This window comes from Aeromonas sp. FDAARGOS 1419, assembly GCF_019047045.1.
GTDB lineage: Bacteria > Pseudomonadota > Gammaproteobacteria > Enterobacterales > Aeromonadaceae > Aeromonas > Aeromonas veronii.
In genome coordinates, this window is sequence record NZ_CP077209.1 from 1,485,884 (window position 1) to 1,499,173 (window position 13,290).

A 13,290-nucleotide genomic window follows, 5' to 3' on the forward strand; every position below is an offset into this window, starting at 1 on the left:
CGCCTGCCATCGAATGCTCGGCAGTTAACAAGAAGTTGAGTTTCCATAAAATTTAATCCAGATCTCATTTCAGCGATCAATCCTGTGCGCCAATTGATCTGGCACAACTCTCCCTCCGATAAATCATCATTAAATTTACCTATTTGTTAGGGTAACCCTCGAGCAATCATATATTTCGCGGTTTTATTCACCCGCAAGCGAATGTCTGCCCACCCCGCCCGACGGGGGGAAGATCCACACCAAGATGGAACGGGTCAGACGAGACCAAAACATTTATCTGGGAGTGATAAACGTGGGTTCACAACACAGGCATATCAAACTGGGCCTCGCCACCCTGCTGCTGACTACCAGCCTTGGCACCAGCGGCTGGGCACTGGCTGATGACGCAACCACCAATGGCAAGATAGAGGCGCGCAGCGAGCTGTTCGCCAAGGATCACGCCGATCAGTTCACCAGCTGGCAAGCCACCAGCGAAAGCAAGGAGCGCACCGACGCGCTGGCGGAAGACCCCAACATGGTGGTGTTGTGGGGCGGTTACCCCTTCGCCAAGGATTACAACAAGCCGCGGGGCCACTTCTATGCGCTGACCGACGTGCGGGAAACCCTGCGTACCGGCGCCCCCAAGACAGCCGAAGATGGCCCGCTGCCGATGGCCTGCTGGAGCTGCAAAGGCCCGGATGTGGCCCGCGTCATCGACGAGCAGGGTGAGGATGGCTACTTCAAGGGGATGTGGGCCAAGGGCGGGCCGGAAGTAGTCAACACCATCGGCTGCGCCGACTGCCACGACACCGCCTCGAAGGAGTTCAAGGAGGGCAAACCGGCCCTGCACCTCTCCCGTCCCTATGCCGATCGGGCCATGACAGCCATCGGCAAGCAGTTCAAGGAGCAGGGGCGCTTTGATCAGCAGTCCCAGGTGTGCGGCCAGTGCCACGTGGAGTACTACTTCAGCGGCCCCACCAAGGCGGTCAAATTTCCCTGGGACAAGGGCACCACGGTGGAGCAGATGGAGGCCTATTACGATGAAATCGGCTTTGCCGACTGGACTCATGCCCTCTCCAAAACCCCCATGCTGAAAGCCCAGCACCCCGAGTACGAAACCTGGCGCGCCGGCATTCACGGCCAGAACAACGTCGCCTGTGTCGATTGCCACATGCCCAAGGTGCAGAACGAGCAGGGCAAGGTCTACACGGATCACAAAGTGGGGAACCCCTTCGATCGTTTCGAGCAGACCTGCCGCAACTGTCATACCCAGAGCAAGGAGATGCTGCAGGGGATCGTCAAGCAGCGCAAAGAGGCGGTAATCGAAACCAAGCTGAAGGTCGAGAAGCAGCTGGTACACGCCCACTTTGAAGCCAAGGCGGCCTGGGATGCCGGCGCCACCGAGGCTGAGATGAAGGATATTCTGCAGGACATCCGTCACGCCCAGTGGCGCTGGGACTACGCCATCGCCTCCCACGGGGTGCAGATGCACGCCCCCGAAGTGGCCCTCAAGGTACTTGGCAGCGCGCTGGATAAAGCCGCTGACGCCCGCACCAAGCTGGCGCGCCTGTTGGCCAGCAAGGGGATCAGCCACGAGATCGCCATCCCCGACATCTCCACCAAGGAGAAAGCGCAAGCCGCCCTTGGCATGGATATGAAGCAGTTCAACAGCGACAAGGCCCAGTTCCTCAAGACCACGGTCCCCGCCTGGGATGCCGAGGCTAAAGCGGCCGGACGGCTGGCACAGTAACGGCGCCTGCGGGCCCGGCGCCAAGTCGGGCCCGCAGCGGATGGAGGCTTCCTATGGGTGATTTAACGATGGATTTTTTACGACTGATGCTGATGGCAGCCATGCTGCTCACCAGCCTGCAGGGTCAGGCGGCCGAGCCGGCAGCAGCCCCTGTACCAGCTACACATGAGGTGGAATTTTTACGCAATCCCGACAAGGCCTGCACCGACTGTCACAAGGAGCAGAGCGAGGGAATGCACGGCAAGCATGGTCAGGCGACCAATCCCAACAACCTGGCACCTGTCACCTGCACCAACTGCCACGGCCAGCCCTCCCCCCAGCACAGGGAAGGGGTCAAAGATGTGATGCGCTTTAGCCACAGCCTGAAGGATAAAGAGAGCATCAAGCTTTATCCCATCAGCGAGCAGAATGGAGTCTGCATGAGTTGCCACGAGCCCAAACCGCTTCACGAGGCGCTCTGGGCCCACGACGTGCACGCCACCAAGCTCACCTGCACCAGCTGCCACCAGTTGCATCCGGCCAAGGAGCCCATGGTGGGGATCCCGGAAAAATCCCGCATCAAGCTCTGCGTCGACTGTCACAGCAAGCAGCATGAGGCCAGCAAGGCCCGGCAGGAGCAGTCCAAACCGGCTACCGGCAAGGAGGCATCATGAGCTGCTCTCGCCGTGACTTTATGGCGGGCATGGGCGCAGGGGCCCTTATCATGATGACGGGGACTGCTCGTGCCAACACCCGCTCCCTTGCCCCCCCCCTTGCCCATAGCCAGACCATCGACGGGGTCCGCTACGGCATGATCCACGATGAGACGGCCTGCATCGGCTGCACCGCCTGCATGGATGCCTGCCGGGAGGTGAATCAGGTGCCACAGGGGGTCTCGCGCCTCGAGATCATCCGATCAGGCCCGGTCGGTGAATTTCCCGACGCCGAGTACCGCTTCTTTCGCAAGTCCTGCCAGCACTGCGACAACGCCCCCTGCGTGCATGTCTGCCCCACCGGCGCCTCCCATATCCGCAAGGAGGATGGCATCGTCGACGTCGACGCGGATCTCTGCGTCGGCTGCATGTATTGTCTGGCCGCCTGCCCCTATCAGGTGCGCTTTATCAACCCTGTGACCCGAGTGGCAGACAAGTGCGACTTTTGCCGCAAGACCAACCTGGCGGCGGGCAAGGACCCAGCCTGCGTGGAATCCTGCCCCACCAAGGCACTGGTGTTCGGCAATCTGGATGATCCGGACAGCCCCATCGCCAAACGGCTGGTGAAGGAGACCACCTATCGCTACAAGCAGGCGCTCGGCACCTCACCCAAGATGTACCGCGTGCCCAAAGGGGAGATAAAGTCATGACGATGCAAGAGGCATTTCACTTCCCTTCCCTCGTGTGGGGATTTGTCCGATCGCCATCTACCGCAGTAACAGAAGGAGGAATGGATCATGTTGCATGACGCATTTCACTTCTCCTCGCTGGTGTGGGACTGGCCCATCGCCATCTATCTCTTTCTACTCGGCATCTCCGCCGGGGCCACCACCCTCTCGGTGCTGCTGCGCCGCAAGGGGGCAGGCAGCGAGAGCGGCATCATCAAGGCGACCGCCATTCTGGCGCCAGCGAGCGTGATATTGGGGCTGCTGATCCTTATCTTCCATCTGGCCCGCCCCTGGACCTTCTGGAAGCTGATGTTCCACTACCAGTTCGACTCCGTGATGTCGATGGGGGTCATGCTGTTTCAGCTCTATATGGCGGTGCTGTTCGCCTGGCTGGCGGTGGTGTTTCGCGCCGAGATCGAAACCCTGCGCCACCGGTTGCTGAAAGAGAAGTTCGCTTTTGTGGATGGGCTGATTGGCTGGCTTGCCCGCATCGAGCGGCTGCTGGCCCCGCTGTTGCTGCTGCTCGCCGTGCTGCTGGGGGCCTACACCGGCTTTCTGTTGTCGGCCCTCAAGACTTATCCGCTCTTGAACAACCCGGTGCTGCCAGTGCTGTTTCTGGTCTCGGGCATCAGCTCCGGCATCGCCTCCACCCTCTTGCTGGCGGTGACGCTCTTCAAGGAGAACCACCACAGCCAGGGGGTGAGCTTTGTCCATCGCTTCGAGCGACCCGTGCTGGCGGTGGAGGTGCTGCTGCTGGTCTGCTTCTTTACCGGCCTCTACTTCGGTGGCGGCCAGAAAGAGGTGGCGATGTGGGCCGCCATCGGCAGCGGCTTCTGGGCTCAGGTGTTCTGGGTCGGCGTGGTGGGGGTCGGCATGCTGCTGCCCCAGCTGCTGGCCCTGCTGACCCCGGCGCCCCTGCGGGAGCGAAACGGCCATCTGGTGCTGGTCTGCAGCCTGACCCTAGTGGGGATCCTGCTGCTGCGCTACTTCGTGCTTTATGCCGGCCAGATGACTGTAGTTTAAAGGTATGATCACCAGCGCCAGCCACCTTCGGGTGACTGGCGCTGGCTCGTTGATTCGCAAGTGAAATCTAAATGGGGATAACAACGTTGGAATTTCTTTATCGAGGGTTCAACTGCCATATGACAGTGACCGATGCCATGGTTCCCAAATCGCTATCGGATGATCCAGAGCAAGGCGCTGAGTTTGGTGATGACAGAGTTCAATGCGGAGACTCAGATTTCACATGCGGACTCTCTATCACCAATACCATTCACTCACACGAATACGGTGGGAATGGTGAACCAACGGGAGGGATATCGACTACCCCGCATTTTGAAGTAGCCAAACGCTATGCCTTGGGAAATGGAAGGTTTGCCAACGGCCATGTCATCCGAATGTCCATCCCAGAATTAAAGAAAGCTGGCGTAACCATCTATCGAGTCAATGATTGCCTTGATACCCCCTCAGTCCCTTCGGATGACGAACATTGGATCTATTTCAAAGGCGAGTTTCCTCAAAGCACCATTGTGGAAACGTTCCACGTCTACTCAGAAGCGCCTTCTGAGCCTGAGTTGAAAGACTGAAATTTGTAATTAATTCAATTAATTTCTAATTGCATTTGGAGGTTATGTGCTGGCGGAGCTCGGCTATCTCTCACTGTTGCTGGCGGCGGCACTCTCCTTGCTGCAGGGCACACTGCCCTGGCTGGGATTACGGCTCGCCTCCCCGACTCTGCTGCGCAGCGCAGCGCCGCTGGCGCTGATCAATGCCGTCCTGCTATTGGCCTCCCTGCTGCTGCTCGCCAGCTGCTTTGGCCAGGATGATTTCACCGTCAGCTATGTGGCCCAGCACGCCAACAGTGCCCTGCCGCTGGGCTTCAAGCTGGCGGCGGTGTGGGGCGGCCATGAAGGCTCCATGCTCTTTTTCGTCTTTGCGCTGGGGTTGTGGGGCGCGCTGGTGGCCCTTTGCTCCAGGCGGGTCGATCCGCTCATCCGCACCCGGGTATTGGCCATCATGGGGCTGATCGTCGGGCTGTTCGGCCTCTATACCCTGATCTTCTCCAGCCCGTTTGACCGCCAGTTCCCGGGGCCGCTGGAGGGGCGCGATCTCAACCCCATGCTGCAGGATATCGGCCTCATCATCCACCCGCCCCTGCTCTATCTCGGTTACGTCGGCTTTGCGGTCAACTTCGCCTTCGCCATGGCGGCGCTGCACTCGGGCCGGCTCGATGGCGCCGTGGCTCACTGGAGCCGCCCCTGGGCACTCGGCTCCTGGGTGTTTCTCACCGCCGGCATTGTGCTGGGTTCCTGGTGGGCCTATTACGAGCTCGGCTGGGGCGGCTGGTGGTTCTGGGATCCGGTGGAAAATGCCTCCCTGCTGCCCTGGCTGCTGGGCACTGCCCTGCTGCACGCTCTTGTAGTCTGCGAGAAGCGCGGCGCCTACGGCCACGCCGTGCTGTTGCTCTCCATCTTCACCTTCGCCTTGAGCCTGCTCGGCACCTTTGTGGTGCGCTCCGGAGTGCTCACCTCGGTACACGCCTTTGCGGTGGACCCCAGCCGCGGCCTCACCCTCTTGTTGCTGCTCGGCTTGCTATTGACCAGCGCCCTCACCCTGTTTGCCCTGCGGGCGGATATTCGCGCCCCCTATGCCCGCTTTGGCTTGCTGTCAAAAGAGGGGCTGCTCGGCGCCGCCATCCTGCTGCTCTGCGTGGCCTGCGCCAGCGTGCTGCTCGGCACCTTCTACCCCATGGTGTTCCAGTCGCTCCATCTGGGCTCGCTGTCGGTGGGCGCCCCCTATTTCAATACCATCTTCGTGCCGCTGGCCCTTTGCCTGATGGTGCTGATGACCCAACTGCCGCGCCTGCGCTGGCAGCTGCTTGTCGCAGGTTCCCGACTCAACGCGCTGTTACCGCCGCTGTTTGGCCTGCTTGGCGGCGGGCTGCTTAGCCTTGCCTATCTGGAACAGGGATCGTTTTCCGGTAGCTGGATTGGCATCCTCGCCAATATGGTGAGCCTCTGGCTGATGGCCAGTCTGTTGCTCCCGCTCTTGCAACTGACTTCATTCCGCGATTTCACCCTTAACCGACTCGGCAGTCTGCTGGCCCACCTCGGGGTGGCGGTATGCGCCCTCGGCATTGCCCAAGTGAGTCATCACAGTCAGGAAGGGGGCGTCGTACTCGCCGCCGACAAGCCCTACCAGCTCGGCGCCTTCGAGTTTCGTTTTGAGGGGCGCGAGCCGGTGATCGGCCCCAACTATACCGCCGAGCGGATCACGCTCAGCGTGCATAAGAACGGTAAAGATGTGGCGCGGCTGACGCCGGAGCGGCGCCACTACAGCGTTCGCACCATGAACATGAACGAACCCGGCATCGCGTGGGGAATGTTCGGCGATCTCTACGTGGTACTGGGTGAGAAGATGGGACCAGATGCCTATGCCATGCGGCTGCACTACAAGCCGCTGGTGCGCTGGATCTGGTTCGGCGGCCTGTTGATGATGGCGGGCGGCACCCTGCGCCTGCTCGCCCGTCACCCCTTGCTCGCCTCCCGCCCCGTTGTGGTTGGCACCTCCCATCCCCGGCTCGAACAGGAGGCGTTATGAGATCCCGCCTGCGCCTCTTTCTTCCACTGCTCCTTACCCTGAGCCTCGGCATCCTGCTCTGGCTCAGCCTTGGCAACAATCCCTACAGCCAGGATGAGGCGACGCTCGGCCGTACCCTGCCTGCGTGGCAAAGCAACAATCTGCTGGATGGGAGTCCGATCCAGACTGCCAGCCTCAAGGGCGAGCCCTTTGTCCTTAACGTCTGGGCCAGCTGGTGCGCCAACTGCCGCGCCGAGCATCCGCTGCTCAGCGAGCTCGCGGGCACAGTGCCCCTCTACGGTCTCAACTACCGGGACAAGAGGGATGCCGCCCGCGCCTGGCTTATCCAGGCGGGCAACCCCTATCGCGCCGTACTGGCCGACCCCGACGGCAAACTGGCCCTTGAGCTCGGCGTCTACGGCACGCCGGAGACCTATCTGTTTGATGCCGATGGCACCCTGCTGACCCGTCATACCGGCCTGCTCACCCAGGAGATCTGGCAACGCCAGTTTGCCCCCCTGCTCGACAAGGCGCGAGCGGATGCGCAAATGAACGCCGCCACTACTGCACCAGCTATTGCAATATCAGCTCGGGAGAAACAGCCATGATGTGCCGTTCTCTTACCTGCGCCCTGCTGGCCCTCGGCATGCTGCTGAGTGCAACTGTATATTCCAGCGGGGTCGACACCTATCAGTTTCGCCACCCCGAGCTGCAAAATCGGGCGCAAGAGCTGGCCCGCGCCCTGCGCTGCCCCCAGTGCCAGAACCAGAATCTGGTGGAGTCCAACTCCCCCATCGCCCAGGATCTGCGGCTAGAGGTCTACCGCTGGGTGGACGAGGGGCAGTCAGATGAGCAGGTGATCGCCCGCATGACGGAGCGCTTCGGCGATTTCGTCCGCTACGATCCCCCCTTAAAGGCCAGCACGGCGCTGCTGTGGGGCGGTCCCCTGCTGCTGTTGGGGCTGGCGCTGTTGACCCTGTTTCGCCGCCTCACGCGCACAAAGGTACAAGCCATCCCTGTCGTTAGAGCAATGATTGAACCCATTCATCAACCTGCGGCCGATCCGCGCAGCGAATTGAATTGGCTGATCATGCATGGGGAGCAGACAGGTCTCTCCCCCGACCAACCACTCTACAGGGAGCTGAGCGCCGCCCGCCTGGCCAACGCCATCCCGGCGACTGAGCTGGCCCTGCGCGCGCAACTGGCCAACCAGCATGACAATCGCGGCCGCAATAACCGGCACGGGCGGGCCTTGTTGCTGCTTGGCATCATGGCATGCGTAGCCGTTGCAGCTGTGTATCTCAGCACCGGCCGTTATCAGGCATGGCAGGATTATGCATCCCGTCCCGATCCGCTGGCGGGGTTGAGCCCGCGGGATCTGCAGGACAAGGAGCTGGGGAGTCTGCATCAGAAGCTTCAACGCAACCCCGCCGATCTCGACAGCTGGGCGGCGCTCGGCCAGCTCTATCTCTATCGCGGCGAATATGACAACGCCCTGCTCGCCTATCAGCGTATCGCCCTGTTGGAGGGGGGAGCCAGTGCAGCGACCCAGGCCGCCCAAGCCACTGTGCTCTACTATCAGGCGGGCCAGCAGCTGACTCCCGAGGCAACCCGCCTGCTGGAGAGCGCCCTCAAGCAGGACGCGGGGGAAGTGAGCGCCCTGATGCTGCTCGCCTCCGATCACTTTCTGCATGGTCGCTACCGTCAGGCCATTGCGCTGTGGCAGCAACTGCTCGATGGCGAGCGCCCTCGCATCAATCGGGCCGCGCTGATCGAGGCGATCCAGACGGCAAGCATAATGGGCGGGTAACCCCTTGATTGAAGGAGGGTAATCGTGGTGATATGGCGCCGCGACCACGCAAGTGGCTCAGCACTCTCTTTCAATAGACAAGGATGTCTGGATGCAACTCACCCTGTTAAACGACTCGGGCAAATTCGATGGGCTCGATGACACCATTAGGCACGTTTTTGCCTAGACGGCGCACAAATTGAATACCTTGTTCGATCTCTCCCAACTGGATGTCACCTTCAGTCCTTTTGCCGAGGGGGATGCTCCCGACTCGGGTATCGGTGGCTGGGCCATCAACATGTATCGAATAGAACTCCAGCTTGATCTGGAACGGCCTGATATCAAAGAGGTGATCATCACCGAATTGCCTGCCGTGCTGGCCCACGAAGTCCACCATATCGTGCAAAAGAAGAACAAGGTGGAAGCAGAAACACTGGCCGAAAACCTGATTTTTGAAGGGCTGGCCTGCTACTTTGAGCAGAGGTTCAATGGCGGCACCCTCCCCTCGCTGTTCAAGGAGTCTCATCACCATGACTGGCAATCGCTCCTGGCAGAGATGACGCCCCATCTATCCAGCAAGCAGTTCAACTTTTTAGACTTTTTCTACTGCCGTGATAACCGGCTATTTCCCAAATATGCCGGTTACTGGGTGGGGTTCAATCTGGTGGCCAACTATCTGGCCAAAAATGGCCTGAATGAAATAGAGGTCATGGGCCTGCCCGCCGAGGCGTATTTCAATTAACACGCCTTCACACTATTCATGGCTATCACAGAGCCCAAACCCGGAGAGAAGATCATGATCCCCATTCGCTGCAAGGCCGTCTCCGGCGTTGCCCTTACCACTGTCGATGGCGAAACCAAATTGCTGGTGATGAAACGGGTCAAGGGGGGCTTCTGGTGTCATGTGGCAGGCACGGTGGAGGCGGGTGAAACCGGCTGGCAGACCATTATTCGGGAGTTTGGCGAAGAGACGGGGATCAGGGTCACCGAACTCTACAACGGCCAGTATCTGGAGCAGTTTTACGATGCCGCCTTGAATACGGTGGAGGTGGTACCGGTCTTTGTGGTCTATTGCCCGCCCAATCAGGCGGTGACCCTCAACGACGAGCACACCGAATATCGCTGGTGTTCTCTGGCCGAGGCCAAGGCTCTGGTGAGTTTCCCCGGCCAGAAGGCGCTCTACGACCATATCTGGCACCACTTTGTCGACAACGCCCCCTCTCCCCTGATGCGGGTCGATATCCGCTGACTGCGCACAACTTCCCCCTGTAGATGCAACACGCCCCCGGATGGGGGCGTGTTGCATCTAAAGCCAGCCAAGCGCTTTTGTTAGACCAAGCAGATGGCCTACGGCCGCTCGCCAGCGGCCAGACGGCGGTTGATACCGGCGATAACCGGGGCGATGTCGGCCAGGGTATCAATCACATAGTGTGCCCCCGCCGCCCGCAGTTTGGCCTCGGCCGGTGCGCGCCGGGCGGCGATCTCCGTCTCACTTATGGCGGCAAACTCGTCCCAAGTGGCACCAAATTCGTTGCCGGAGACCGACAATCCCACCGTCCACATGCCCGCGTTCAACCCTTCACTGATACCCGGCACGGCGTCATCCACCTTGATGCAGCGATGCACCGCGCTTACTCCCAGCTCAATCACGTTGGCCAGCGCCATCCAGGGACCGGGGCGACCACCGGCTTTGAGATCGTCGGTGGCCACCCAGTGATCCGGCCGATAGCCATGATCGGCCGCAGCAGGTACCAGCGCCTCCATCACCGGACGGGGATAACCGGAGCAGGAGCCGATTTTCATCCCCTGCACCCGCAGAGCGTCCAGCACCGGCAACACGCCGGGGATGGGGGCGGCAAAGCGGGTCACGGCGGCAATCTGCAGCGGCATAAAGGTGTGATAAATGTGGTCCACCTCGGCGTGGCTCATGGGGTGGCCGAAGCGAGCCTGCCAACGCGCATCCACCGAGGGCAGACGGCCCAGCGCGGCGATATGATCCCACTTGCCAAGGCCCATGGGCTGGCGTGCTTCATCCAGGGTCACGGGAAAGTCATAGGCGCGGGCGAAGGCCTCGACGAAGATGGAGGTGGGGGCGAAGGAGCCGAAATCAACGACGGTGCCGGCCCAGTCGAGGATCAGCGCCTCCACGTCGGTGGTCGGGTCGATGGCAGTCTGCAAATCAGTCATGGTGATGTTCCTGTTTCGGTGAAAGTGCGATCTCGCCAAGGGCGTGATCGAGAATGGTGATGGCGCGCACCAGATCGGCGCGGGCGATATTGAGCGGTGGCGAGAGCTGGATGACGTTCCCTTGGGAGACCTTGAAGCTGAGCCCCAGCTCCAGACAGCGGTAGAGCAGGCGCTCGGCGGCCTGGCTGTTGCGGGTGCGACTCTGGTGATCGACCACCAGATCGAGCGCCCAAAGCATACCGATACCGCGCACCTGCCCGATCAGCGGGTGACGTTCGGCCAACTTGCCGAGCTCGGCCGCCATAAAACGGCCATCCTCCTGCGCTTTTGCCAGCAACCCCTCTTCGCGGATGGTACTGATGGTAGCGAGCGCCGCCGCGCAGCCGATAGGGCTCTTCTCGTGGGTGTAGTGACCGAGCGAGATGGCCGCAGCCTGATTGAAATGGTCGCGGGTAATGAGCGCGGCAAACGGCACCACCCCGCCCCCCAGCCCCTTGCCCAGACAGATGATGTCGGGCTCGATGCCGAACTCTTCGAAGCTGAACCAGTGGCCGGTGCGCCCCAGGGCGTTGGGGATCTCGTCGACAATCAGCAGCACCTTGTGGCGATCGCAGATCTCCCGCACCCGCTGCCAGTAGGCTTTCGAGGGCACCTGCACATCGGTGTTGCGGATGGGCTCGGCGATAAAGGCGCCGATCCCTCCCTCCTTCTCGATGACGTACTCCAGATAATCGGCGTAGTGCAGGTCATCACCCTCCCCGCAGTACCAGACACCGCGATAACGGGTGGGCGGCGGGATGCGCTCCACTCCGGCCATCAGCGGGCCCATACCGGCGCGAAAACAGGCCTCGCCGCCGACCGAGATGGCATCGAGGGAGGCACCGTGAAAAGCATCCCAGAGGGACACCACCTTGCTGTTGCCGGTGATGAAACGGGCGAGCTTCAGGGCAATCCCCACCACCTCGCTGCCACCGGGGGCGAACAGCACCCGGTTGAGATCGCCGGGGGCCAGTTCAGCCAGGGTGCGGGCGCAGTCGATGGCAACCTGATGGGTGTAGCGGCGGGGCGCAAACGGCAGATCGGCGAGTTGCTGCTGCACCGCGGCCACCACCCTGGGGTGACCGTGACCCAGCTGATGGACGCTGTTGCCGTGAAAATCGAGGTAACGCTTGCCCGATACGCTGGTCAACCAGCTCCCCTGCGCCCCCTCGATCAAATCCAGACAGGGGGTGGAGAGTGCCTGATGGAGGAAGTAGCGGCTATCTTCCGCCAATCCCGCCTGCACCGCCTCGCTCTGGCCCGCCCACCAGCGCGCCCGCCCCTCGCCGAGGTTGATATCCCCTTCGCTGTCGGCACGGCCGCTGCCGTGTAGCTTATGGTCATGCAAATCGCGGCCACGCAGATCACGACCCTGAGCCAGCATGCTGGTCATCGCGCGTCCCCTTGCCAGTAACAGGCGCTGGCCATGGCGGCGAGCAGCTCGCGCACCCGCTCCGGGGTCACGTCACCGATATTGCCGATACGGAAGCAATCGGCTTGGGAGACCTTGCCCGGATAGATAACAAAGCCCTGCGCCTTGAGCCGCTGGTAGAAATCGGCAAAGCGGTAGTCAGGGTGGGCCGGAGAGTAGAAGGCGGTGATGATGGGGGATTGCCACTGTTCTGGCAGCAGCGGCGCAAAGCCAAGCGCAGCCATCCCCGCCACCAGCGTACGCTGATTTTCACTGTAGCGCTGATGACGGGCTTCAATGCCCCCCTCCTCGTCCAGCTCACGCAGCGCCTGGGAAAAGGCAAGCACAGTATGGGTGGGCGAGGTAAAGCGCCACTTGCCCCCCTGCAGCTCCATGGTCTGCCACTGGGCGTGCAGGTCGAGGGAGACCGAGCGGGCGCGACCGGCGCAGGCCACCAGCGCGGCGCGGCGGGCGATGACGAAGCCAAAGCCCGGTACCCCCTGAATGCACTTGTTGGCCGAGCTGATGAGAAACTCGATGCCAAGGCGTCCCATGTCGATGGGGATACCGCCAAAGCTGCTCATGGCATCGACGATCAGGCGAATGCCGCGGCGCTGGCAGAGCGCAGCCACCTCCTCAAGGGGGTTGAGCATGCCGGTAGTGGTCTCGCAGTGCACCATGGCCAAGTGGGTGATCTCGGGGTGGCGCGCCAGCATCGCCTCGATGGCGGCGGGTTCCGGGCGGGTGGTCTCGCCGCAGTCGAACTCATGGTGACGCAGGCCAAGGCAGCGGGCCATCTCCCCCATGCGGGCACCGTAGGCGCCGTTGTTGATGATAAGCAGACACTCATCGCTACCTATCGCCGAGCCCAGTACGCTCTCCACCACATAACTGCCACTCCCCTGCAGCAAGACTGCGCTGTAGTCACTTTGATATTCCGGGCCAGTGGCGAGGCGCACCAGCTCGCGGCGGATGGGCTCCACCACGCCCTGGTTGTAGTCCGCATCCCAGGTGCAGCTGTCTTGCAGCATGGCGGCGCGCACCGTAGCGGTGGTCGAGAGGGGGCCTGGGGTCAGCAGCAGGTAATCGACGGCGGCGGGGGCCGCAGGAATATGGGTCATGATTTCGCTCCTATTGGTATATACCAGAATGAGCGCATTGTGGGTAACTCCCCCGCCAAGGTCAAAGGGGTGGCG

The 13,290-nt window shown here is 61.5% G+C and carries 13 protein-coding genes; 10 read left to right on the forward strand and 3 right to left on the reverse strand.

Going from position 1 to position 13,290, the window contains the following annotated elements; translation table 11 throughout:
• Positions 1-286: 286 nt before the first annotated feature.
• The 10 genes from nrfA (at position 287) to I6L49_RS06565 (ending at position 9,706) form a co-directional block, all read left to right on the forward strand.
• Complete coding sequence (nrfA, locus tag I6L49_RS06520) at positions 287-1,729, forward strand: ammonia-forming nitrite reductase cytochrome c552 subunit (RefSeq protein ID WP_216951607.1); 1,443 nt, start codon at positions 287-289, stop codon at positions 1,727-1,729.
• A gap of 53 nt (positions 1,730-1,782) precedes the next feature.
• On the forward strand, positions 1,783-2,382 hold the full coding sequence (gene nrfB, locus I6L49_RS06525; protein ID WP_216950890.1) for a cytochrome c nitrite reductase pentaheme subunit: 600 nt from the start codon (positions 1,783-1,785) through the stop codon (positions 2,380-2,382).
• Positions 2,379-3,071, forward strand: a complete 693-nt coding sequence (gene nrfC / locus I6L49_RS06530) for a cytochrome c nitrite reductase Fe-S protein (RefSeq protein ID WP_216950892.1) — start codon at positions 2,379-2,381, stop codon at positions 3,069-3,071. Before nrfB ends, nrfC begins: the two co-directional genes overlap by 4 nt.
• 87 nt (positions 3,072-3,158) lie before the next feature.
• Complete coding sequence (gene nrfD, locus I6L49_RS06535) at positions 3,159-4,112, forward strand: cytochrome c nitrite reductase subunit NrfD (protein ID WP_216950894.1); 954 nt, start codon at positions 3,159-3,161, stop codon at positions 4,110-4,112.
• A 119-nt stretch (positions 4,113-4,231) separates the two neighbouring features.
• Positions 4,232-4,675: a hypothetical protein gene (locus I6L49_RS06540; RefSeq protein WP_201987746.1), complete on the forward strand. Its 444-nt coding sequence runs from the start codon at positions 4,232-4,234 to the stop codon at positions 4,673-4,675.
• A gap of 46 nt (positions 4,676-4,721) precedes the next feature.
• Positions 4,722-6,689 carry a heme lyase NrfEFG subunit NrfE gene (gene nrfE, locus I6L49_RS06545; RefSeq protein WP_216950895.1) on the forward strand — a complete coding sequence of 656 codons (1,968 nt, stop codon included), beginning with the start codon at positions 4,722-4,724 and terminating at the stop codon, positions 6,687-6,689.
• The gene (locus I6L49_RS06550; protein ID WP_216950896.1) at positions 6,686-7,276 is read left to right on the forward strand and encodes a DsbE family thiol:disulfide interchange protein; all 591 of its coding nucleotides are present in this window, start codon (positions 6,686-6,688) and stop codon (positions 7,274-7,276) included. Before nrfE ends, I6L49_RS06550 begins: the two co-directional genes overlap by 4 nt.
• Positions 7,277-7,314: 38 nt before the next feature.
• Positions 7,315-8,478, forward strand: a complete 1,164-nt coding sequence (gene nrfF, locus I6L49_RS06555; protein WP_254127595.1) for a heme lyase NrfEFG subunit NrfF — start codon at positions 7,315-7,317, stop codon at positions 8,476-8,478.
• Between the two features lie 178 nt (positions 8,479-8,656).
• Positions 8,657-9,199: a DUF2268 domain-containing putative Zn-dependent protease gene (locus I6L49_RS06560; protein ID WP_254127551.1), complete on the forward strand. Its 543-nt coding sequence runs from the start codon at positions 8,657-8,659 to the stop codon at positions 9,197-9,199.
• 54 nt (positions 9,200-9,253) lie between these two features.
• The gene (locus I6L49_RS06565; RefSeq protein WP_216950898.1) at positions 9,254-9,706 is read left to right on the forward strand and encodes an NUDIX pyrophosphatase; all 453 of its coding nucleotides are present in this window, start codon (positions 9,254-9,256) and stop codon (positions 9,704-9,706) included.
• A 98-nt stretch (positions 9,707-9,804) separates the two neighbouring features.
• Here I6L49_RS06565 and phnX read toward each other — a convergent pair whose 3' ends face one another.
• From phnX to phnW, 3 genes are read right to left on the reverse strand one after another with little or no spacing between them, the layout of a single operon-like run.
• Positions 9,805-10,644: a phosphonoacetaldehyde hydrolase gene (gene phnX / locus I6L49_RS06570; RefSeq protein WP_216950899.1), complete on the reverse strand. Its 840-nt coding sequence runs from the start codon at positions 10,642-10,644 to the stop codon at positions 9,805-9,807.
• Positions 10,637-12,076, reverse strand: a complete 1,440-nt coding sequence (locus tag I6L49_RS06575) for an aspartate aminotransferase family protein (RefSeq protein WP_216950901.1) — start codon at positions 12,074-12,076, stop codon at positions 10,637-10,639. The genes phnX and I6L49_RS06575 overlap by 8 nt, the downstream gene beginning before the upstream one ends.
• Positions 12,073-13,215: a 2-aminoethylphosphonate--pyruvate transaminase gene (phnW, locus tag I6L49_RS06580; protein WP_216950903.1), complete on the reverse strand. Its 1,143-nt coding sequence runs from the start codon at positions 13,213-13,215 to the stop codon at positions 12,073-12,075. Before phnW ends, I6L49_RS06575 begins: the two co-directional genes overlap by 4 nt.
• Positions 13,216-13,290: the final 75 nt, after the last annotated feature.

Bases quoted from the DNA above. Each gene is read 5' to 3' on its own strand.
- nrfB (WP_216950890.1), top strand. From the start codon at position 1,783: ATGGGTGATTTAACGATGGATTTTTTACGACTGATGCTGATGGCAGCC.
- nrfC (WP_216950892.1), top strand. From the start codon at position 2,379: ATGAGCTGCTCTCGCCGTGACTTTATGGCGGGCATGGGCGCAGGGGCC.
- nrfD (WP_216950894.1), top strand. From the start codon at position 3,159: ATGTTGCATGACGCATTTCACTTCTCCTCGCTGGTGTGGGACTGGCCC.
- I6L49_RS06540 (WP_201987746.1), top strand. From the start codon at position 4,232: ATGACAGTGACCGATGCCATGGTTCCCAAATCGCTATCGGATGATCCA.
- I6L49_RS06550 (WP_216950896.1), top strand. From the start codon at position 6,686: ATGAGATCCCGCCTGCGCCTCTTTCTTCCACTGCTCCTTACCCTGAGC.
- nrfF (WP_254127595.1), top strand. From the start codon at position 7,315: ATGCTGCTGAGTGCAACTGTATATTCCAGCGGGGTCGACACCTATCAG.
- I6L49_RS06565 (WP_216950898.1), top strand. From the start codon at position 9,254: ATGATCCCCATTCGCTGCAAGGCCGTCTCCGGCGTTGCCCTTACCACT.
- phnX (WP_216950899.1), bottom strand. From the start codon at position 10,644: ATGACTGATTTGCAGACTGCCATCGACCCGACCACCGACGTGGAGGCG.
- I6L49_RS06575 (WP_216950901.1), bottom strand. From the start codon at position 12,076: ATGACCAGCATGCTGGCTCAGGGTCGTGATCTGCGTGGCCGCGATTTG.
- phnW (WP_216950903.1), bottom strand. From the start codon at position 13,215: ATGACCCATATTCCTGCGGCCCCCGCCGCCGTCGATTACCTGCTGCTG.